The organism is Amycolatopsis sp. NPDC104775 (assembly GCF_055583325.1).
In genome coordinates this window covers 1,774,736-1,794,796 of record NZ_JBVJOE010000001.1, presented here as the reverse complement: position 1 = coordinate 1,794,796, position 20,061 = coordinate 1,774,736, and the positions used below count along the sequence as shown (strand labels likewise).

Here is a 20,061-nt window from a genome sequence, read left to right as displayed (position 1 = left end):
CGCGAACACTTCCGCCGACTTGGTTGTGCGGACTCCGGCGTCGATGTCACAGTCGGTGACATGTTCTGGCTGCTCCCCGACACCTGGACGCCGCACGACGAGGCCGAGCTGGTCGCCGGATGGCGGCTCTGGCTCGAGCTGAGCGACCGCGCGTGGCCCACCGCGTCGTGGGACGGCACCCCGTCCGGCGCGGTGGGTCCGTTGCGCGAGCTGCTCGACGCGTGCGACGAAATCGAACGCACGTGCCGCGAAACGGCGGAGCCGTCCGCGGAGTTCTCGGACCTCGTCCAGCCGGTGGTGTTGTGTGCGAGTGCGGTGATCTGCCTGTGGTGGGACGACCACGCACCGCTCGATGCCACGCGCGCGAAGGCGCTCCACGAGGACCTACGCCGGTTTTCGGCCCTCGCGGAGCGCGTTCTCACGCTGTTGTCCGCCCACGGCGGCTGGACGGAACTCGACCTGGCCCGCCGCCACCCGGCTTGAGCCGGTATTCGGCGAAATTGGTGACGAGTGTGCCCTCGCCTTGGGTGAGCGCGGGCAAGGCCTGTTCCAGTTCGTGTGCGGAGGCGGCCGGGAGATGACCGTCCACAGTGCACCGGTCACCGGCGATCACTGGCTCGCCGGGCACCGCGCGCAGTTCGACGAGCTTGCGCAGCACCGCGCTGATCGCGGAGGCCGGTGCTTCGAGTTCGAACGCGTGCACCGGTTCGTACACCCTGGTTCCGGCCTGGCGAAGGGCTTCCCGCAGCACCAACCGGGTCATGCCGCGGAAATCCCCAGCGGTGCTGACTGGTGGATAGAACGCGGTATCGGTGAGCGTGACTACGCAGTCGATGATTTCCCGGCCGTGCAAGCCTTCGCGCAGGACCTCGTGCACGGTTTCCTCGATGGCCGTGTGGAAGGAAAGCGGCAGCGAACCGAGTTCGACCTCCAGCCGGTAATCGGTGCCGGAGCCGGGCGGTCCGGGTTCGACGCGCAGACCGACGGTGGCCCAGAAGAACACGCGCTCGCCGGGTGCGGGGTGTCGTACGCGGTGTCCAGTCCCATGTAGACGATCGACCAGCAGCGGTCGCGACTCTTCGAATTCGGCGGCAATGCCGAACTCTTCGGCGAGGGTCGTGCGGATTACTTCCTTTTGCACTTCACCGTACAGGCGGACGGTGATTTCCTGGTCCTGTCGGCGGATGCTGATCAACGGGTCCTGTTCGGACAGTCGCGTCAGCGCGGTGTACAGCGCGCTGGTCTGGTCTGGATCGACTGGGTACACCAGCGTTTCCAGGCTCGGCGGAGCGAAGAACCGGTCCTGCGAAAGGTCGGCGCTTTCGCCTAGCCGGTCGCCGATCCGGATTTCCGGCAGACCCCAGACTCGCGCGACATCACCGGCCAGCGCCTCGCCGGACACCGGGGTCGCGCCGTGCTCGAACACGCGCACGGCGGACGGGCGGCCGACGCCTTCCGTTCCTAAGCGTCGGAAAGGCACCGGCCGGCGTGCTGCCAGGGTGCCGGAAAACATTCGCACGTAGGCAATTTTCTCGCCGGAGCGGCCGCGTTCGATTTTGAAGACACTGGCGTCGAGCGGCCCGTCCCCGCGGCGTTCGCGGGACGGCAGCAGTTCGTAAACCCCGGCGATGAGATCGCGAACGCCAGCTCCGGTGACTGCCGAGCCGAAGAAGACCGGATACACCGACGCGGCGGAGACCTGGCGCACCAGTGCTTTTCGGTAATCCGTAACAGAGGCTGTACCGGCTACATAGGACTCAAGGAAGGCGTCGTCTCCGGCGAGAGCGTCGGCTAGGCGGTCGTCAAAGGGCAGCGATGTCGGGCGCGCGTCGGCGGTGCCGATTCCCGTTACCGTGCTCATCGCGACACACTGCGGCGAAAGCTTGGTACGTAAGGAGTCCAGCAACGACGCTTCCCGCGCCCCGGTGCGGTCGATCTTGTTCACGAACACCAGCACCGGAATGCCGAGGCGGACGAGCGTGCGCATCAGCACGCGGGTCTGGGCTTGCACGCCTTCCACCGCGGACACCACGAGCACCGCGCCGTCGAGCACGCCGACGGCGCGTTCGACCTCCGCGATGAAATCGGGGTGGCCGGGGGTGTCCACGAGGCTGAGCCGGTGGCCGGGGGTGCTGACCGCGACGACGGCGGACTTGATGGTGATGCCGCGCCGGCGTTCGAGTTCGAGCGAATCGGTCTGGGTGTCGCCGTCGTCGACCCGGCCGGCGTGGTCGATCACGCCGGTCTCGAACAGCAGACGTTCGGTGAGGCTGGTTTTACCTGCGTCGATGTGCGCCAGAATGCCGATGGTCAGTGCTTTCATGCGTGCGGAAGTCCTCAGATGCGGGAGACAGGCCGAACTGGGGTCGATCGGACTGTCGGCGCATCGGGGCTCCTCGCGGGTCGGCAACACGAAAACACGACCGCGAGCAGCGCGCACCCGCGGTCACCGGCACGGTAGCGCTGGACCGGGCGCGGTGTACAGCGAGTTTTCGGTGCCTGTCGGTTTCCTGTCGATCACTGGCTGACACCCCCGCGGCGGTGTTCGGTGCCTTACCGTGGGCCGGGTCAGTTGAATTTTCACCTATCGGGGAGCTGTCTCCATGTTGACTCGAGTCAAGGACGTCGCGCTGCTGCTCGGCCGGATCGGCGTCGCGGTGGTGTTCTTCGCCCACGGCCTGCAGAAATGGAACAGCGGTGTCGGAGCGACCGCCGACATGTTCAGCCAGATCGGCATCCCGCTGCCGAGCGTCTCCGCGTTCCTCGTGATCGTGCTCGAACTGCTCGGGTCGATCGCCTTCGTCGTGGGCTTCCTGCTGCCGGTGGTCGCCATCGGCTACGCGATCGACATGGCCGGCGCGCTGATCTCGGTGCACGCGGCACACGGCCTGACCGGCGAGGGCGGCTACGAGCTGGTGCTGGTGCTCGGCCTCACCGCGCTGGCGCTGGGCTTCAACGGCGGTCGGCTGTCCCTGGACCACGTGCTGTTCCGGCGTCGCCGCCAGGGTGCGGCCGAGCTGCAGAACGCCTGAGCGTCGCGGTGAGCGCTGACCCCGCGGTCAGCGCTCACGCGGTCAGGCAGTCAGGTCGGCGGTGGTGCGTTCGGCCTCGCGACGGGCGGACAGCTTCGCCGGGTCGGCGTTCGTCACCTGGACCAGGTGCGCGCTGGCGGCGAGCGGGACGAGCAGGCCGTCCAGCACCCCCTCCGGCACCGTCCAGTCCATCGTGGACAAAACTCGATCCGCCGCGGTCAGGCCGAGTTTCGCCGCGCGCGCAGTGGCTTCCGCCCACACTTCGTCCACAGTGGAGGAACCGAGGGCCGGGGTGTCGCCGGGGGTCGGCTGCATCGGGACGAACTGGTCGCCGGACATCCGGGCCTCGGCGAGGTAGTCGAGCGCTCCGCCGGACGGCGGCGTGGACAGGCCGCGGCCCATCGGGTCGAGCGACACCACGGCGACCGCCGGGGCGTCGATCTCCTCGTCCGGGCTGGTGAACACCACTCGCGCGCCGTCCGGCTCCGCGACCACGCGGGCTCCGCACCACCACGCGCCGAGCAGCACGCCCGCGGTCTGCCAATGCGCGGGCAGCCGCACCGCGACGGCGTCGCCCGGCTCGACGTCGAACTCGTCGACCAGCCAGTTCGCCGTTTTCGCGGCCCAGTTCTGCATTGTCGCCACGGACAGCTCGACACGGCTGCCGAGCCGGTCGTCGTAGTGCGTGATCAGCGGTTTCGCCGGCGAGGCCAGAAGCGGACGCAGCAGCTGCTCGGTGAGGCTCATGCTCCCCAGGCTAGTCGCGGCGTCAGTCGACGCAGGGCACGCCCGGGATTCCGGAGTCCAAGCCCTGCACCGCCGCCCCGGCCGCCGCGCCGCCGCCCCCGGAGCTAGTGCGCCCGGCCAGTCCCGCGACGAATTTCTGCACTGTCGCCGGGTCGACCTCGACGATGCTCTGCCCGTCCTCGCTGCGGCCGTTCGTGGTGATCACCGGGATCGTGGCGAAGGTCAGGTCGCCGGACGCGATGCCCTTGATCTGCTGGGCGAATTCGAGCACGTCGAGGTTGTCGTCGAGCACTATCGACCGGTGCACCGCGTCGATCAGGCTGTTGAGCATGGCCGGGTTCGTCAGCGTGCCCGCCGAGAGCACCTTGTGCACCGCGGAGGACAGGAACGCCTGCTGGCGCTTGATCCGGTCGAGGTCGCCGTTCGGCAGGTTCTTGCGCTGGCGCACGAAGGACAGCGCCTCGCCGCCGGTCACGGTCTGCACGCCGCGGCGGAAGTTCGCGCCGGAGTCCTTGTCCGACGTGGCGTGGTTGAGGCACACCGGCACGCCGCCGACGGCCTCGGTGAGCAGATAGAACCCGAGCAGGTTGACCTCGGCGTAGTGGTCGATGCGGACCTGGGTGAGGTCCTGCACGGTCTGGACCAATGCCCGGCGCCCGGCCCCGTCGGAATCGCGGGCGATCTTCGCCTGGTCGTGCTCGCCCCGCGCGCGTTCCTCTTCGGCGGCGTGCGCCTTGGCGACGCCGTACGCGGAGTTGATCTTCGCCTTGCCGCGGCCGGGAATGTCGACCCAGGTGTCGCGTGGGATCGACATCGCGGACGCTTTGCCGCCGTTCTTCGGGATCCGCACCAGGATGATGGTGTCGGTGTTGATCCCGGACGTGCTTTCGGTGCGCAGCGATTTCAGCATGCTCAACGGCAGCGGATTGCCCTGCTGGTCGGTGCGCGCGTCGCTGCCGACGAGCAGGATGTCGGTGCCGCCGTCGTCGGCGGGCGGGGCCGGGGGTTCGCCCGCGCGCGGCGTGAGGACGTCGGTGGTGGCGACGTTGTCCTGCAGTTTGTCCTTGGTGACGTACGCGTAGCCGGTCGCGCCCAGCGCGACCAGGGAGACCAGTCCGATCGCGACGCGGCGGGTGATTCGGGTGGCCCGGCCGGTGCGGCGGCGCGGTTCCTCCGCCGAGGCCGGGTTCGACGGCTGCGGGAGGTCGAGGCGCGGGTGCGGCGAGGGTTTCCACTCGGAAGTGGCTTCGTCCTCGGCTGCGGCACCCTCGGTAACCGGTTCGGCTTCGTCGGTGGCTGAACTTTCGGAAACCGGCTCGGCCGTCTCCGCGGCTGGCTCAGCGGCAGCGTGTTTCGGCTCCGTTGTTCCGTCGGATCGACGGCCCGAGGTGTCGGAGGCGTCGGAAACCGCCGGACTGTCGGCGGAATCCGCCGTCCGGTCCGGTTTGTCCTGGTTTTCGCTCACCCCGGCTACCTCCCCGCTCACCAGCGTACGGCCTGCGGTGCGCCGCCACGCTGGGTGCTCGACTCTAGTTGATGCAGGGGACATCGCCCGCCGTGATCAGCGGTGCGGGTGAGGTCGAAGGTGCGGACGAAGGCGGTGCCGCGGGCGGTGTCGCAGGCGGAGCCGAGGACGTCGTGGCCGACGCCGCGGCGGTGTCCCGCGCGTCCTTGCCGAGGATCACCCGGACGTGCCCAGCGGCGACGTCGGCGTCCGGTTCGGCCTGTGCGGTGCCGCCGAGGGCTTGCCGGACCAGATCGGCGGCAGTCTCGTCCGACGGGTGGTAGCGCAGCACGGTCGTCGCGCGGGTGGACAGCTTCGTGCTCGTGCCGAGCTGGAAACCCTTGCTCTGCAACAAACCTCGCAGCTGGTCGGCGGCACCTGAACCGGAGCCGTCGAACAGTTCGACGGTGACCTGCCCGGCACCGGCGAGCGGTGCGTCGCTGGGGGCCGGCTCGCTGCCGTCGGAGATCAGCCGGTTGATCTCGGCGCGGACCTTCGCCTGGTCGACGCGCAGCACGTCCGCGCCGCCCATGACCGCGTTGCCCTCGGTGGGGATGGTGTGGAATTCGACGTTTCCGCCGGTCAGCCCGCGCATCTGCTCGACGAACTCGGACAGGTCCCAGCCCGCCGACAGCACCACGGACTTCTTCACCGCTTCGATGAGCTGCGCGACCCGCACCGGGTTGGCCAGCACCTCGGACGAGAGCACTTTGTTCGCCAGCCCGGACAGGAACGCCTGCTGGCGGGCGATCCGGTCGAGGTCGCCGTTCTGCAGGCCGTAGCGCTGCCGGACGAACGCGAGCGCCTGCACGCCCTCGATGGTCTGCTTCCCGGCGGGCAGGTCGACGCCCGACTTCTTTTCCTTCACCGCGTTCTTGAGGCACACCTGGACGCCGCCGATGGCCTTCGTGACCTCGTAGAAGCTGGCCAGGTTCACCTCGGCGTAGCGGTCGATCATGCCCGGTTTGCCGATGAACTTCTCGAGCGTCGCGACCAGGTTCTTGCGGCCGGCGAGCTTGGCCTGCTCGTCGACGTTCTTGAGGTCGGTGTTGCCCTTGGCCTGCAGGGTCTTCGCGGTGTCGTTGTAGGCGTAGACGTACGCGCTGTTCAGCTTGTGCTTGCCGAAGCCGCCGGTGATTTCGACGTAGGAGTCGCGGGGGAAGGAGATGGCGATCGCGTGCTCCCCGTTCTGCGGGATGTGCACGAGAATCATCGTGTCGGTCTGCTTTTCGCCGTCGGACTCGCCGGCGTGCAGCATGTCGAGCACCTCGCGGGGCAGCGGGTTGCCCTGCGCGTCGGTGCGGCTGTCCTGACCGACCAGGAGGATGTCGATCGCGCCGTCGAGCGGTTTCGCGTGCGGCTGCTGTTCTCCGAAGATCGCCGTGGTGGAGAAACCGGACTGCGGGTCGCCGATGAACTGCCAGCCGTACCAGGTCAGCGCCAGCACGACCACGGACACGACGGACAGCAGGATCTTCCCGCTCCGCCGCAGCACGACGACCGCGCCGCGACCGCGGTGCACCGGCAGCGGCGTAGCCGGCCCTTCGGCCACTGTTCCTCCCCAGGATGCCCCGCGCGTTTCGCGCTTTGCCGAACTCTACCGACTCTCAAGTAAGCCACCCGTAGGCTGGTGGCGAGAGTGCCCGGTCGGGCGGAAGGGTGGATAAGCATGCGGGTCCTGGTCACGGGCGGTGCCGGGTTCATCGGTTCGCACTACGTGCGGCAGGTGTTGTCGGGGGCGTATCCGACCCTGGCCGACGCCGAGGTCGTGGTGCTCGACAAGCTCACCTACGCGGGCAACGAGGCCAACCTCGCCCCGGTCGCCGACAGCCCGCGGTTGCGCTTCGTGCGCGGCGACATCTGTGACACCGCGCAGGTCGCTGAATTGATGCACGGCGTCGACCTGGTCGTCCACTTCGCCGCGGAGTCCCATGTGGACCGCTCGATCCTCGGGTCGGCGGACTTCGTGCTGACCAACGTGCTGGGCACGCAGACGTTGCTGCAGGCGGCGCTGGAGGCGCGGGTCGGGAAGTTCGTGCACGTCTCGACGGACGAGGTGTACGGGTCCATCCAGGACGGTTCGTGGTCGGAAGACCACGTACTGGAGCCGAATTCGCCGTATTCCGCGTCGAAGGCCTCGTCGGATCTGATCGCCCGCTCGTACTTCCGCACGCACGGCTTGCCGGTGTGCGTCACGCGGTGCTCGAACAATTACGGCCCGTACCAGTTCCCGGAAAAGGTCATCCCGCTGTTCGCGACGAACCTGCTGGACGGCAAGAAGGTCCCGCTGTACGGCGACGGCCTGAACGTCCGCGACTGGCTGCACGTGGACGACCACTGCCAGGGCATCCAGCTGGTCGCAGACGGCGGCCGTCCCGGCGAGATCTACAACATCGGCGGCGGCACCGAACTGACCAACCGGGAACTGACCGAACGCCTGCTCGCCGCGGTCGGCGTCGGCTGGGAAATGGTCGAACCGGTAGCCGACCGCAAGGGCCACGACCGGCGGTACTCGGTCGACATCGCGAAGATCAGCGGCGAACTCGGTTACGCTCCGCGGGTGTCGTTCGAGGACGGTCTGGCGGAGACCGTGCGCTGGTATGCCGACAACCGCGCATGGTGGGAACCGCTGAAGGCCCGCGCCGCGCTCGGCACGTCCTGAAAAACTCTTTCGCAGTAGGAGGTACGCCGGTGCGGCTGGCAGTGCTCGTGCCCGGCGGTTCCGGTCAGCTAGGCCGGGACCTGGTGAATACCGCGGGCCCGGAAACGGAGGTGCTGGCACCTTCGTCGGCGGACCTGGATGTCACGGCGACGGGCCAGGTGATCAGCGCGGTCGGCGAACTGGCCGAGCGAGCGCGCGCGGCCGGGGCGACGCCAGTGGTGATCAACGCCGCGGCTTACACGGCGGTCGACGCCGCGGAGACCGACGAGGCCCGCGCGTTCGCGGTGAACGTCGACGGCCCGAGGGTCCTGGCAGCGGCTTGCACTTCCCGGCGAGTGCCGTTGATTCACCTCTCTTCGGATTACGTTTTTCCCGGAGACGGGGACCGCCCGTACGAGGTGGATGACGCACTAGGCCCGAAGAACGCTTATGGCCGGACCAAAGCCGCGGGGGAGGATGCGGTCCTAGGCTCCGGAGCGTCGGCCTGGGTAGTGCGAACCAGCTGGATTTACGGAAAAACCGGAACCAACTTCGTAGAAACCATCCGACGCCTGGAATCGGAACGAGACGAACTGTCCGTAGTAGACGATCAAATCGGCGCACCCACCTGGTCAGCCGACCTGGCCCAAGGCCTGTGGGAGCTAGCTGAAGCGATTGCCGACGGCCGACCCCCCGCCGGAAAAATCCTGCACTGCACCGGCGGCGGAAAAACCTCCTGGTACGGCTTCGCCAAAGCCATCTTCGAAGAAATCGGCGCAGACCCCACCCGAGTCAAACCCTGCACCACCGACGAATTCCCCCGCCCAGCAGCCCGCCCCGCCTACTCCCTACTCTCCAACGCCTCCTGGCGAGACGCAGGACTAACTCCGCTGAGGGATTGGCGCGCGGCTTTAAACTCGTACCTCCAGGCCTAACCAGAGAAAGCCCCACCCCTCCCCCGCACCCCGATACGAAGCCAAAACGCAGTCTGGGTCGTCTTGTCAAGGTACTCTTTCCCGCCTTGACAAGACGACCCAGACTGTAGTCACAATGACAGCTTCGGGGTGCCTTTCTCCTGTGCTTCTTTTCCCCGGCTTCGCCGGGGTCTGGCTTTTAGGTGGCCCCACCCCGATTATTTGATTGTCACTACGGTCTGAGGTGCTTGTCAAGGCGGGAAAGAGTACCTTGACAAGCACCTCAGACCGCGTGCTCGGCGGGGATCGGGGTTGCGGGGAGGGGTCTGGGTGGTTGCGCGGGTTATGTTTTTACGCGCGGGTTTTTCTTTACGCTTCGGTCGCTTCGGTCGCTTGGCGGTAAGCGTCCAGTGTGCGTAATGCGGTGTTGTGCCAGGTGAAGCTTGCTGCGTGGGTTCTGCGGGCGGTGGAGGTGGCTAGGCCGTGGGGGTCGGTTACGGCTTGGCGCAGGGCTTCTGCCAGGCCGTCTACGTCGTCGTAGGGGACTAGGGTGGCGCAGTCTCCGGCGACTTCGCGGAGGGCGGGGATGTCGGTGCAGACGACGGGGATGTCCGAGGCCATTGCTTCCAGGACTGGGAGTCCGAAGCCTTCGTCGCGGGAGGGGAGGACTAGGGCGGCGGCACCGGCGACGACGGTTCGCAGGTCCACATCGGACAGATAGCCGGTCTGTCCGGACCTTGGCAGGCGCGGGAATGGGCCGGGGCCAGCGAAGACCAATGGCGGTAGGTCCGGTGCGGCGGCGTGGGCGGCGGCTAGCCAGTCCAAACCCTTGCGCGGTCCGGCGGCACCGGCGAACAGCAGGTACTTTTCCGGCAACCGCAACTTCGCCCGTACTCCGTCGTCCGGCGGTCGGGCCGTAAACCAAGCCGGATTCACTCCTAGCGGAGTGGCGATGATCTTGTCCCGATTCACATCCAGCTTTTCCGCAACCGAATCCGCGACGGCCTCGGTGGGCGTACAGATGACGTTCGCCCGATGTGCGCCTCGCCGGACCAGCTCCGGCAGGGTTCGGTCCGAGTGGGCCAGTTCCTGTGGGGCGTCGATAAAGGCCAGATCGTGAATGGTCAAAACCGCAGCGGCTCGAAGACGGCCAGGCAACACGAAGTTCGTCCCGTGCACCACGTCTGTTGGCCCAGCGAACAGCTCCACCGGTGGCAGCTGGCTGCGCAGCCAGGTCGCCCGCAACAGGCGGGCGGAAACCGGCATTCCGCGTGCCTGCACCCCATGCGGCAACACATGCCGTAGCTTTCGCCAGCCCCGCAAGGTGAACGCGACAGCGCGAAGGTCCACTTCGGACATCGAGGCCAGCTCTTCGCTCAGTGCCGCCGTGTACCGGCCAATGCCGGTCCGGGAACCGAGCAGGGGAGTGCCGTCCAGCAGGACGCGCAGGGGACGATCAGCCACGGCGCAACCGCTCCCGCGCCACTTTCGTGACCCGTCCCGCTGCTCGCCTCGCCAGTTCGCCCGGGCCGCCAGCGGCGAGATATTCGCGCACCAGAGCCAAATCCCGGCGCACCATCGCCGCGCCGCGCACCGGGTCGCTGACCGTCAGATCCGCGCTGCCGGGCAATCGGTCCGCGGCCGGACGTGGGTTGCGGCAGAATTCCACCAGCGGTTTCAGTGCCTCCGGCCACGCGTATCGCTGCGCGACCACCCGGATTCGTTCGACGCACGCGTCGGCGAATTCCCGGTCGTACAAGGACTTTTCCAACGCATCCGCCAGCGCGCCAGCGTCTTCGGCGGGGACCACGACGCCGAGGTCTTCCGCGCGGATGAGGTCGGCGAACGCGTCACCGTCCGTTGTCACGATTGGCAGACCGGCCCACAGGTAATCGAGAACCCGGGTGCGGAAAGCGAAAGTCGTTTCGACGTGTTCGTAATGCGTGGTTACGCCGCAGTCCGCGTCGAGAAGCCAGTTCTGCCGGTCCGAGTACGGGACCCACTGCTCGTTGAAGAAGACGTGCTTGTCGGTGAGGCCCAGCGAATCCGCGAGCCGCACCGTCTTGGCGCCGATGTCCATCTCGGCGACCTCGGGGTTCGGGTGCTTCATGCCGAGGAACACGAGACGGGCGTCGTCGCGGCGGTGGCGGAGCAGGTCGAACGCGCGGATCAGGGTCAGCGGGTCGAACCAGCTGTAGACGCCGCCCGCCCACAGGACCACGCGGTCGGATTCGCCGATGCCCAGCGCGGAGCGCAGGCCGGGGCCGGTGCGCGTCGGGGCTTGCGGGGAGAGGCCGAACGGGACGACGGCGAGCAGCGACTGAGTGGTCGGGTCGGCGTCGTAGAGCCGAGGGGACAACCGGCCGAGTGCGGCGAGGTGGCCCAGCCAGAAATGGCGCTGGCGTTCCGAGGCGCAGAGGAAGAAGTCGGCTCGTTCGAGCTGGGCGTCCAGGACGCGGGTGACGCCGGCGAGGTCGAGCGCGCGCTGGTCGTCGGGGGCGTCCTTGCCCTGTTCCAGCAGCTCCAGGTGCATCGGGTCGTAGACGTCAGCGACCACGATCTTGTGCTCGTGCTGCTTCTTCAACGAAGGCGCGAGCTCCAGCACATGCCCTTGCAGGATCACGACGTCCGCCCAGTCGATCGGGCCGTCGAGGTCGCGGTGCTTGCCCGAGCTGACCTGGAAGGCCGCGGGCGGAGGGGAGACCAGCGGGTTGGTGGTGATGAGGTGCACGTCGTGCTCGGCGGACAGCGTCGAGGCGATGTTCCACGCCCGGATCGCCGGCCCCGCCATCCGCTCGGTGATCGAATCGCCGGTCAGCACGAGGATCTTGCGGCGCTGGCCGAAGACGTCCTTGATACCGAAGGCTTCGACGAGGATTTCGTGCGCGCGCAGATAGTCCGGCAGCGGGTACGCGGGCTCAAGTGCCTTGCGCAGCAAGGGAAGCAGGTCGGCGTCGGTGCGCACGCGCGCGGCTTGCTCGACCGCGCGGGACTCCGCCAGCGAAGGCATCATCTCGACAAACCGGTCCACCGCCAGCACTCCGGCGAGCGTGGTGCGCGGGACCGAGACGTCCGAAGTGTCGACCGGGCCGACACCCTTTTCCAAATTGAGCTGCTCTGGGTCGATACCACCGCGCGCGGTCGCTCGGCGGACGGCCAGGGCGAGTGCCGCGGGGAGGGCGCGGGCCAGGGATTCGTCGGAGAGGTTCTTGTACAGCGCGGCCAGTGCGTTGCGTTCCAGCAGGAATGTCTCGCGGCCGGTGTCCGGCGCGTCGACGGCGGCCATGGTGCCGTGGTGGCGGTGGTAGGTGAGCGATTCCGGCACGTAGCGGACGCGCCAGCCGCGCAGGTTGAGCCGCCAGCCGAGGTCGACGTCCTCGTAGAACATGAAGAAGCGCTCGTCGAAGCCGCCGAGTTCGGCGAATACCGAGGCGCGGACGAACATCGCCGAGCCGGTGCCGAAGAGGACGTCCTTGGCGACGTCGTGCTCGGCTTCGGGCACCTCCGCGAGCGGGCTGCCGGCGTGGCGCTTGTAGCCCATGCCGAACCAGGTCAGACCCGCGTCCACGAAGTCGGTGCCGGTGCCGTCCCAGTCGAGGACCTTGCTCGCCACCGCGGCGACGGTCGGCTGCGCGCGCAGTTCGGCGACAGCCGCGGAGACCCACGCCGGAGCAGGGCGCGCGTCGTTGTTGAGGAAGCCGAGGACGGTTCCGTTCGCGTGCTGCGCGCCGAGGTTGCAGCCGCCCGCGAAACCGGTGTTGACCGGCGATTCGATGAGCTGAACTTCCGGCACCGCGGCGCGGATGCGGGCCACGTCGTCGCCGCCGGACGCGTTGTCGACGCAGATCAGCTCGACATTTGCGTAGTCCAGGTCGGTTCGCAGCGCCCGCAGGCAGGTGATGGTGTCGTCGGCGCCGCGGTAGTTCACCACGATCACCGAGACGAGCGGTTGCGGGTCCCCCACTGCCAAGACGAGCTCCTCCGTCGAATTTCCGCCCAGCTTAAAGGCCAGCCCAGGCATCCCAGATCGCGCCTCGGCCCAGCGCCGAGATCCGGCTCACGCGACCGCGTTCCCGCAGCGTGCGGGGGAGCCGGAGAACAACCTCCGCCAGCACCCGCGACCGCTGCGCCGGATCGAAGTTCGCCGCGTCCGGACGGTGCCGGCGCAGCGGAAGCAAAGCGGTGATCGCGGCGAAGCGGGCCAGCTCGCGAAGGGCGACTTTCGCAGGTGCGCAGCGCACCAGCATGAGCAGGCGGTTGCGCTCGTTCCAGCGGTGAAATCGCGGTGAACCAGGCTTCGTGCTGGCACCGTGCAGATGCTGAACGCGTGCCTTCGGCGCGGCGACGACGTGCCATCCGGCCAGCCGCAGCCGCCACGCGGTGTCGGTGTCCTCGTAGTAACAGAAGAAGCTCGCCGGGACCCCGCCGACCGCGCGCACAGCGTCAGTGCGCAGCAGCGCGGCACCGCCGCAGAAGCCGAAGACCTCGTCGCTGGGTTCGGTGAGATCGGCCCCGTGGCCGTCGGCGGTGAGCCGGACGCCGGTGGACTGCGTGCTTCCGTCGGGCCGTTCGAGCCGGGACGTGACGGCGGCGGCGAGCGGCTGGCTGTCGAGGGTGTCTTCGAGGTTGGCGAGCCAGTCCGGTTCGGGCGCGGCGTCGTCGTTGAGCCAGGCGACGCGCGGGGTGTCGATCCGGTCGAGCGCGTGGGCCATCGCACCGGCGTAACCGGTGTTGCGGCGCAGCCGGAGGACCTCCGGACGGCTCGGGTGCCCGGCCAGAATCGTTGCGCTGCCGTCGGTTGAGGCGTTGTCCACCACGAGTGTCCGATGTGGACGGTCCTGGGCGGCGAGCGCGTCGAGGCACGCGGTGAGGTGGTCGGCCCCCCGCCAGGTCACCACGACGACGGTGGTGCCGGATTCCCCGCTGGTCACCTGGGAGAGAATAGCGGCGTGCCCGAACTGGTCGTGATCGCCGAGCAGCTGCTCGCCCCCGTTCCGGGTGGCACCGGCCGGTACACCGCCGAACTGCTGCCCGCGCTCGCCCGCACCGCGCCGCCCGGCTGGACCGTGTCCAGCGTGGTCGCGCGGCACGCGGACGTCTCCGCGGCCCGGATCGAAGGCGTCGAAGGCCCGCGGGTGCTGCCGCTGCCGCCGCGAGCGCTGGTCGCGCTGTGGCAGCTGGGTCTGCGCTGGTGGCCGGGCGGTGACGCAGTGCACGCGCCGACCCCGTTCGCGCCGCCCCGTGCCCCGGCTGGCCGAACGCTCACCGTCACCGTGCATGACACGGTGCCGTGGACGCATCCGGAGACCCTGACCGCGCGCGGCGTCAGCTGGCACCGGTCGATGATCGCTCGGGCCGCGCGGCGGTCGTCCGGGCTGATCGTGCCGACCCGAGCGGTCGCCGACGAGCTGGCGGTGCTGCTGGAACTGGACGTTCCGGTGCGGGTCGTGCCCCACGGCGTGACCGTGCCGGAGGGAGCCGCTCGGCTTGATCTGCCGTCGCGGTACGTGCTGGCGGTCGGCACGATCGAACCGCGCAAGGGCATGGACGTGCTGGTCGACGCGGTGGCGCAGCTCGACGGTGCCGAAGAGGTCGGTGACGTCGGCCTGGTGCTCGCCGGCCAGCCCGGCTGGGGCGGAATCGACCCGGTGCGGCTCGCGGCCGACCGCGGCCTGAAATCGGTGCGGGTGCTGGGAAAGGTGACCGACGCGGAACTGGCGACAGCGATGCGCGGCGCGAGCGTACTGGCGATGCCGAGCCTCGCCGAGGGCTTCGGGCTGCCGCTGCTGGAAGCGATGGCGATCGGGGTGCCGGTGGTGCACACCGACGTCCCAGCCCTGGTCGAGGTGGCTGGCGGGGCGGGAGTGGTGGTGCCGCGCGGGGACGTGGACGCGCTGGCCCGGGCGCTGAAAGAGGTGCTGCTGTCGCCGGACAAGGCGGCGGAGCTGTCGAAGCTGGGGCGCGAGCGGGCGCGGACGTTCACCTGGCGGGCCGCGGCGGAGGCAGTGTGGGCGGCGCATCGGCGGCCGGGCTGAGGGTGAGGCGCGTGGCCGCGCGTTGGCTGCTGAGCTGGCAGTCGACGCCGCAGTGGAGGGGGTCGGTCGGTGTCGGGGGTAGGGGCTTGAACGGCTTGGCGGTCGCATAGGCGGGAGCGCGCACGCAGGGCTGGTGACCCGGGGGTATCGGCAGCCGGGTGCCGACGGAGTTCAGGCCGCGAGGCGTGACACGAATGGGTGAACCCAGACGGGTGAGCGCAGGTGGGCGAGGGTGGCGGCGCCCGGAGGCGGCGGGAGTTTGCCGGTTCCTGACCTGTGCGGTGGGTGATCGCCGTACGCTGCACTCGTGACCGGTGATCCCCGTGTGCTGATCGACGCGACCGCGGTGCCCGCGGATCGGGGTGGGGTCGGTCGTTACGTGGATTCGCTCGTCGGTGCGCTCGATCAGGACGGGGCCCGGCTGACGGTGGTCTGCCAGCCGCGTGACCTGCCGCTTTACGGGCAGCTCGCGCCTCGGTCCCGGGTCGTCGCGGCATCGCCCGCGACCTCGACGCGCACGGCTCGGCTGACGTGGGAACAAGCCACTCTGCCGCGGCTCGTGCGCCGGCTCGCTGCCGACGTCGTGCATTCGCCGCACTACACGATGCCGCTCGCCAGCGGGGCCGCCTCGGTGGTCACGCTGCACGACGCGACGTTCTTCACCGACGCGGTCCTGCACTCGTCGGTCAAGGCCCGGTTCTTCCGCGCGTGGACCGCCACCGCGCTTCGCCGGGCGACACTCTGCGTAGTTCCCAGTCACGCGACAGCGGTAGAACTGGCTCGGGTGAGCCCGGTGCGGCGGGCGGAGCTGGAGATCATCCATCACGGCGTCGACAGTGAGCGGTTCCATCCGCCGTCCCCGGAGGAGGTCGCGGCGGCGCGGAAGGCGATCGGGCTCGGCGCGACGCCGTATATCGCGTTCCTCGGCGCGCTCGAACCGCGGAAAAACGTGCCCGCGCTGATCCGCGGTTACGCCCGTGCGGTCGCCGGGCAGCGGGACGCCCCGGCGCTCGTGCTCGCCGGTCAGCCCGGCTGGGACACCCAGGTGGAGCGGGCGCTGGACGCGGTGCCGCACCGGCTACGCGTGATTCGCGCGGGGTATCTCCCGTTCGGCACGCTCGCCGGATTCCTTGGCGGCGCGGAACTCGTGGCCTATCCGAGCCTCGGTGAAGGCTTCGGGCTGCCGGTGCTCGAAGCGATGGCCTGCGGTGCCGCGGTACTGACCACGCGCCGGCTTTCGCTGCCGGAAGTCGGCGGCGACGCGGTGGCGTACTGCGGGGTCGGCGCGGGCGATGTCGCCGCGGCGTTGACGGAACTGCTGGCCGATCCGTCGCGTCGCTCAGTGCTGGCTTCCGCGGCGCAGCGGCGCGCCAAGGAATTTTCGTGGGCGACAACGGCGGATCGGCACCGCGAGGCTTACGGAAAAGCCTGGCATCAGCATTTGCGCAATCGTTAGCGGAGACCGTAAAGGGATTCCGCGTTGGCGTGCGCGATCTTTTCCCGGTCTTCCTCGCGAGGCAATTTCTCCAGGAATTCCGTGATGGCCGCGGCTTGCAGCCGGTGGAACGGATAATCGCCGGAGAGCAGGATGCGGTCGGCGGTCGTGTATTCGAGAGCGTTGCGCAGCATTCGAGGGACGAGCATTCCGCTGGTCGCCAGGTGAATGTTCGTGCGGAAATACTCGGAGACGCGCCGTTCGAGATGCGTGGCCGTATGCGACAGGCTGTCGATGCGGTCGAGCGCGAACAGGACCACCTCGCCCCAATGCCCGAGGACGACCTGCAGATCCGGATGCCGGTCGAAGGTTCCGCGCAGGATCAGCCGGAGCACGGCGAGCCCGGCCTCGTAATGCCAGCCGAGGCCGTAGGTGGCGAGCCCGAGGTCGAGCTCCGGGCTGAATCCGCTGTAGGAAGCCTGGCGAACGGGCTCCACCGGGATCTGCGGGTGCACGAACACCGGCCGTCCGAGTGCGGCCGCCGCGCCGAGCAGTTCGTCGTACGCGGGATCGTCGAGGGGACGGTCGCCGCTGCGGCCGTACGACATGACCCCTACGTGCGCCGGATCCTTCGCCGTCCGTTGGAGTTCGGCGAGTGCCGCGTCCGGATCGGACATCGGCAGCGTCGTCATGGCCCGAAAGCGATCGGGGTGCTTAGCGACGCCTTCGCTGACGAGATCGTTCGCCTCGCGGCTCAGCTCGATGCCTTGCGGGGCCGGGCATCCGTGCGTTCCCGGCGGCGCGATCGAGAGGACCTGGACGTCGATGCCCGCCTCGTCCATCCACGCGACGCGCTGGTCGCCGATGTCGAGCAGCCGCTCGGTGAGGTCGCCCCGGTCGTTCAGCGCGATGCTCGGGTCGCCGGATTCGGTGCGCAGCATCCGGTCGATGCCGGGAGTGGTCCAGTGTTCCTCGATGGCGACGGTTTTCATCGGCCCCCTCTTTCCCGGCTGGTGGTTTCGAAGCTACCAGTTTTCTGTTACCCCACCTCGACTCTCGCGCGTACGTGATGGGCGAGAGCGACCGCGACTCCGCTCGCGACGAAAAACGCGGTGACCGCCGGATTCATGGATTTAGACAAACTCGGCGCGCTTTCCGGACTTAACGCCCAAAGCGCGAGCACTCCGAGATAAACCGCGGCGAGTCCGGCGGACCACCAGCGCAGGGCGTGCGGCTGGGATGTGCGCAGGCTGGAAAGGACCAGCGCGATCAGCGGGAGGCCGGAAAGCAACGCGAACTGCCCGAGGACGAGCGCGGGAACGGACCAGGCGGTGATCAGGACGGGCAGCGAGGCACGAGACGCGGACATGACGATTCTCCTTCGCGGGTTTGGATTCGCGGTTCAGCGGTGGCAGTGGGCTTCGGCGGCGGTCTTGAGATCGGCGAGCCAGAGATCCAGTCCCGGGGCCAGGTACTTGATCGCGGTGGCCGGATCGGCCTCGATCTGCTGCCCGGTCCAGCTTTCTTCGGTGCGGACGACGACCCCGCCGCGCACCGGGACGAAGGTCCAGACGTGCGTGCCCTTGTCGATCCGCAGGCCCTGGCCGATCGCCGGGCCGGACCACCGGACGCACTGGCCGGGCTTGACCTGGTGCACGGTCGACGTGATGACCAGCGTGGTGGCCGGGGTCGAGGGCGTGGCCGGGGCGGGCGTCGTCCAGCGGAACTGCGAACCCGGGTGCAGCCGGCCGTGGTCGAGACGCTTCACGCTGATGACCGGCTTCTGCCAGGAAGGCCAGCTTTCGACGTCGGTGTGCAGCCGCCACACGGTGCTCAGCGGGGCCTTGATGAAGGTCTCCGCGCGGTGGTGGATCTGGGCCGCCGGATCGATGCCTTTGCCTTGGCAGGTCACCGAACCGGAAGCCGGGTGCGCGGAGGCGGCTTGGGCGGGCGCGGCGGCCCCCAGCAGTCCGGCGGCAAGCGGGAGGGCGAGGAGAGCGGCCCGCAGGCTGCGGCGGCCAGGCGTGGTGTTCGACATCAGTAATACTCCCTAGTGTTAGTTAATAGTATTAACTCTGGTTAATACCGTACAAGGCCGCTGCCGTGAACGTCAATAGCGGGAGTGAAGGGGCTTAACTACACTGGGCGGAGAGGAACGAAGGGGAACGGCCGATGACCGAAAAGGCACCGCGGGAGCGCTACCGCGAGCAGGTGCGCGAGGAGATCAAGCAGCACGCCCGGCAGCAGATCGCCGAGGCGGGGCTGCCAGCGTTGTCGCTCACCGCGATCGCCAAGCAGATGAGCATGACCGTGCCCGCGTTGTACCGGTACTACCGCGGCCGGGACGAACTGATCACCGCGTTGATCCGGGACGCGTTCCGGAGCCTCGCCGACACCGTCCGGGCCGCGGCGGATTCCGGGACGGACCTGCTGGGCCTGGCGCACGTCATCCGGGACTGGGCCAAGGCCGATCCGCAGCGGTACTTCCTGATCTACGGCACGCCGGTGCCCGGCTATCACGCGCCGCCGGACACGACGGCGATCTCCAACGAGGTGATGGAAGTCCTGATCGAGGCGAGCGCGGGCGGCGGAGAGCCGGAGCCCCAGACGGCGTTCCACAAGCATCTGGAAACCCATCGCGAGTGGGTGGCGGACGACGCCGTCGAGACCGGCGCGGCGCGGCGGGCGCTGTCCTTCTGGACCCGGCTGCACGGGGTGCTCTCGCTCGAACTGGCTGGCCACTTCACCGGCATGAAGTTCGATCCGGGCCTGCTGATCGACGACGAACTGGCCGGATTGAACGCGTGAACGAGAGTCACCTTGGGTGACCGGGTCGGTGGGCTGACGTAGCCGTCCGTGAGCAGTGGACAATGGCGCGGTGACTGAGCAGCGCACGTATGGTGACCGCGTCGGCGTCGTGACCGTGACCTACTTCCCCGGCGAAACGCTCGAGAAGTTCCTCGACACGCTCGACAAGGCGACTGACCGCGACGTACATGTCGTCGTCGCCGACAACGCGTCCACCGACGGCGCTCCGGAGAAGGCCGCCGAACGCGAGAACGTCACGCTCGTCAGCATCGGCGAGAACGTCGGCTACGGGACGGCCGCCAACCGCGGTGTCGCGGCGCTCGACGACAGCTACGGCTGGGTCGTCGTGGTCAACCCGGACCTCGAATGGGAGCCGGGTTCGCTCGACGCGCTGCTCGAAGTCGCGCAGCGCTGGCCGCGCGGGGCCGCGTTCGGGCCGCTGATCCACGACCTCGACGGGACCGTCTACCCGTCCGCGCGGCTGCTGCCGTCGTTCGGGCGCGGGATCGGGCACGCCGTGTTCGGCAAGATCTGGCCGGGCAACCCGTGGACCCGCGAATACCGCCAGGAGAACGCCGCGCCGACCGAGCGCACGTCCGGCTGGCTGTCCGGCTCCTGCCAGCTTTTCCGGCGCGAGGCGTTCGACTCCGTCGGCGGCTTCGACACCCGCTACTTCATGTACTTCGAGGACGTCGACCTCGGCGACCGGCTCGCGAAGGCGGGCTGGCAGAACGTCTACGCGCCGTCGTCGAGCGTGATGCACATCGGCGGCCACTCGACGGCGCGCGCGTCGGCGAAGATGCTGCGCGCCCACCACGCGAGCGCCTACCGCTACCTCGCCGACCGGCACCAGGGGCTGCTGTGGAAGCCGGTGCTGGCGGCGGTGAAGCTCGGGCTGGCGCTGCGCGTGAAGCGGGAGACCCGCAAGGGCTGAGGAGTCCGCAA

18 protein-coding genes are annotated in these 20,061 nt (G+C 68.8%); 8 read left to right on the top strand and 10 right to left on the bottom strand.

Annotation, left to right across the window (positions count from 1 at the left end; all coding sequences use genetic code 11):
• Nucleotides 1–60 precede the first annotated feature (60 nt).
• Nucleotides 61–483, top strand: a complete 423-nt coding sequence (locus tag ACZ63D_RS07960) for a hypothetical protein (protein WP_465353509.1) — start codon at nt 61–63, stop codon at nt 481–483.
• Here the strand turns inward: ACZ63D_RS07960 and ACZ63D_RS07955 are convergent.
• Nucleotides 419–2,323, bottom strand: a complete 1,905-nt coding sequence (locus ACZ63D_RS07955; protein ID WP_465353508.1) for a GTP-binding protein — start codon at nt 2,321–2,323, stop codon at nt 419–421. The genes ACZ63D_RS07960 and ACZ63D_RS07955 overlap by 65 nt on opposite strands.
• Before the next feature lie 280 nt (nt 2,324–2,603).
• Here ACZ63D_RS07955 and ACZ63D_RS07950 point away from each other — a divergent pair, with 280 nt between their 5' ends.
• Complete coding sequence (locus ACZ63D_RS07950) at nt 2,604–3,032, top strand: DoxX family protein (RefSeq protein WP_465353507.1); 429 nt, start codon at nt 2,604–2,606, stop codon at nt 3,030–3,032.
• A 42-nt stretch (nt 3,033–3,074) separates the two neighbouring features.
• Here the strand turns inward: ACZ63D_RS07950 and ACZ63D_RS07945 are convergent, their stop codons facing one another.
• The 3 genes from ACZ63D_RS07945 to ACZ63D_RS07935 form a co-directional block, all read right to left on the bottom strand.
• Nucleotides 3,075–3,779 (bottom strand): TIGR03089 family protein, encoded by a 705-nt coding sequence (locus tag ACZ63D_RS07945; protein ID WP_465353506.1) that lies wholly within the window; start codon nt 3,777–3,779, stop codon nt 3,075–3,077.
• A 22-nt stretch (nt 3,780–3,801) separates the two neighbouring features.
• The gene (locus ACZ63D_RS07940) at nt 3,802–5,244 is read right to left on the bottom strand and encodes an LCP family protein (protein ID WP_465353505.1); all 1,443 of its coding nucleotides are present in this window, start codon (nt 5,242–5,244) and stop codon (nt 3,802–3,804) included.
• A 64-nt stretch (nt 5,245–5,308) separates the two neighbouring features.
• On the bottom strand, nt 5,309–6,835 hold the full coding sequence (locus ACZ63D_RS07935; RefSeq protein WP_465353504.1) for an LCP family protein: 1,527 nt from the start codon (nt 6,833–6,835) through the stop codon (nt 5,309–5,311).
• Nucleotides 6,836–6,952: 117 nt separating this feature from the next.
• Here ACZ63D_RS07935 and rfbB point away from each other — a divergent pair, with 117 nt between their 5' ends.
• The gene (rfbB, locus tag ACZ63D_RS07930) at nt 6,953–7,945 is read left to right on the top strand and encodes a dTDP-glucose 4,6-dehydratase (protein ID WP_465353503.1); all 993 of its coding nucleotides are present in this window, start codon (nt 6,953–6,955) and stop codon (nt 7,943–7,945) included.
• A 29-nt stretch (nt 7,946–7,974) separates the two neighbouring features.
• Nucleotides 7,975–8,859 (top strand): dTDP-4-dehydrorhamnose reductase, encoded by an 885-nt coding sequence (rfbD, locus tag ACZ63D_RS07925; protein WP_465353502.1) that lies wholly within the window; start codon nt 7,975–7,977, stop codon nt 8,857–8,859.
• A gap of 348 nt (nt 8,860–9,207) precedes the next feature.
• On the opposite strand, the gene ACZ63D_RS07920 is transcribed toward rfbD, so the two are convergent.
• From ACZ63D_RS07920 to ACZ63D_RS07910, 3 genes are read right to left on the bottom strand one after another with little or no spacing between them, the layout of a single operon-like run.
• Nucleotides 9,208–10,302, bottom strand: coding sequence for a glycosyltransferase family 4 protein (locus tag ACZ63D_RS07920; RefSeq protein WP_465353501.1), 1,095 nt, complete (start codon nt 10,300–10,302; stop codon nt 9,208–9,210).
• On the bottom strand, nt 10,295–12,808 hold the full coding sequence (locus ACZ63D_RS07915; RefSeq protein ID WP_465353500.1) for a glycosyltransferase: 2,514 nt from the start codon (nt 12,806–12,808) through the stop codon (nt 10,295–10,297). Before ACZ63D_RS07915 ends, ACZ63D_RS07920 begins: the two co-directional genes overlap by 8 nt.
• Before the next feature lie 31 nt (nt 12,809–12,839).
• Nucleotides 12,840–13,769 (bottom strand): glycosyltransferase family 2 protein, encoded by a 930-nt coding sequence (locus tag ACZ63D_RS07910; RefSeq protein ID WP_465353499.1) that lies wholly within the window; start codon nt 13,767–13,769, stop codon nt 12,840–12,842.
• 18 nt (nt 13,770–13,787) lie between these two features.
• Here ACZ63D_RS07910 and ACZ63D_RS07905 point away from each other — a divergent pair, with 18 nt between their 5' ends.
• Nucleotides 13,788–14,873, top strand: coding sequence for a glycosyltransferase family 4 protein (locus ACZ63D_RS07905; RefSeq protein ID WP_465353498.1), 1,086 nt, complete (start codon nt 13,788–13,790; stop codon nt 14,871–14,873).
• 325 nt (nt 14,874–15,198) lie between these two features.
• Complete coding sequence (locus tag ACZ63D_RS07900; protein ID WP_465353725.1) at nt 15,199–16,329, top strand: glycosyltransferase family 4 protein; 1,131 nt, start codon at nt 15,199–15,201, stop codon at nt 16,327–16,329.
• On the opposite strand, the gene ACZ63D_RS07895 is transcribed toward ACZ63D_RS07900, so the two are convergent.
• Genes ACZ63D_RS07895 through ACZ63D_RS07885 form a run of 3 tightly spaced genes read right to left on the bottom strand, consistent with a single transcriptional unit; the run spans nt 16,326 to nt 18,346 of the window.
• Nucleotides 16,326–17,300, bottom strand: coding sequence for an amidohydrolase family protein (locus ACZ63D_RS07895; protein WP_465353497.1), 975 nt, complete (start codon nt 17,298–17,300; stop codon nt 16,326–16,328). The genes ACZ63D_RS07900 and ACZ63D_RS07895 overlap by 4 nt on opposite strands.
• Before the next feature lie 47 nt (nt 17,301–17,347).
• Nucleotides 17,348–17,677: a hypothetical protein gene (locus ACZ63D_RS07890; RefSeq protein WP_465353496.1), complete on the bottom strand. Its 330-nt coding sequence runs from the start codon at nt 17,675–17,677 to the stop codon at nt 17,348–17,350.
• A gap of 33 nt (nt 17,678–17,710) precedes the next feature.
• On the bottom strand, nt 17,711–18,346 hold the full coding sequence (locus ACZ63D_RS07885) for an SRPBCC family protein (protein WP_465353495.1): 636 nt from the start codon (nt 18,344–18,346) through the stop codon (nt 17,711–17,713).
• Nucleotides 18,347–18,480: 134 nt separating this feature from the next.
• On the opposite strand from ACZ63D_RS07885, the gene ACZ63D_RS07880 reads away from it, so the two are divergent.
• Together ACZ63D_RS07880 and ACZ63D_RS07875 are read left to right on the top strand one after the other, a co-directional pair.
• Nucleotides 18,481–19,116: a TetR/AcrR family transcriptional regulator gene (locus tag ACZ63D_RS07880; protein WP_465353494.1), complete on the top strand. Its 636-nt coding sequence runs from the start codon at nt 18,481–18,483 to the stop codon at nt 19,114–19,116.
• A 70-nt stretch (nt 19,117–19,186) separates the two neighbouring features.
• Entirely contained in the window at nt 19,187–20,050 is an 864-nt protein-coding gene (locus ACZ63D_RS07875; protein ID WP_465353493.1) for a glycosyltransferase family 2 protein, read from the top strand.
• Nucleotides 20,051–20,061 lie beyond the last annotated feature (11 nt).

Coding starts and splice junctions, on each gene's coding strand:
- ACZ63D_RS07960 (WP_465353509.1), top strand. CDS start 61: ATGTTCTGGCTGCTCCCCGACACCTGGACGCCGCACGACGAGGCCGAG.
- ACZ63D_RS07955 (WP_465353508.1), bottom strand. CDS start 2,323: ATGAAAGCACTGACCATCGGCATTCTGGCGCACATCGACGCAGGTAAA.
- ACZ63D_RS07950 (WP_465353507.1), top strand. CDS start 2,604: ATGTTGACTCGAGTCAAGGACGTCGCGCTGCTGCTCGGCCGGATCGGC.
- ACZ63D_RS07945 (WP_465353506.1), bottom strand. CDS start 3,779: ATGAGCCTCACCGAGCAGCTGCTGCGTCCGCTTCTGGCCTCGCCGGCG.
- rfbB (WP_465353503.1), top strand. CDS start 6,953: ATGCGGGTCCTGGTCACGGGCGGTGCCGGGTTCATCGGTTCGCACTAC.
- ACZ63D_RS07895 (WP_465353497.1), bottom strand. CDS start 17,300: ATGAAAACCGTCGCCATCGAGGAACACTGGACCACTCCCGGCATCGAC.
- ACZ63D_RS07890 (WP_465353496.1), bottom strand. CDS start 17,677: ATGTCCGCGTCTCGTGCCTCGCTGCCCGTCCTGATCACCGCCTGGTCC.
- ACZ63D_RS07885 (WP_465353495.1), bottom strand. CDS start 18,346: ATGTCGAACACCACGCCTGGCCGCCGCAGCCTGCGGGCCGCTCTCCTC.
- ACZ63D_RS07880 (WP_465353494.1), top strand. CDS start 18,481: ATGACCGAAAAGGCACCGCGGGAGCGCTACCGCGAGCAGGTGCGCGAG.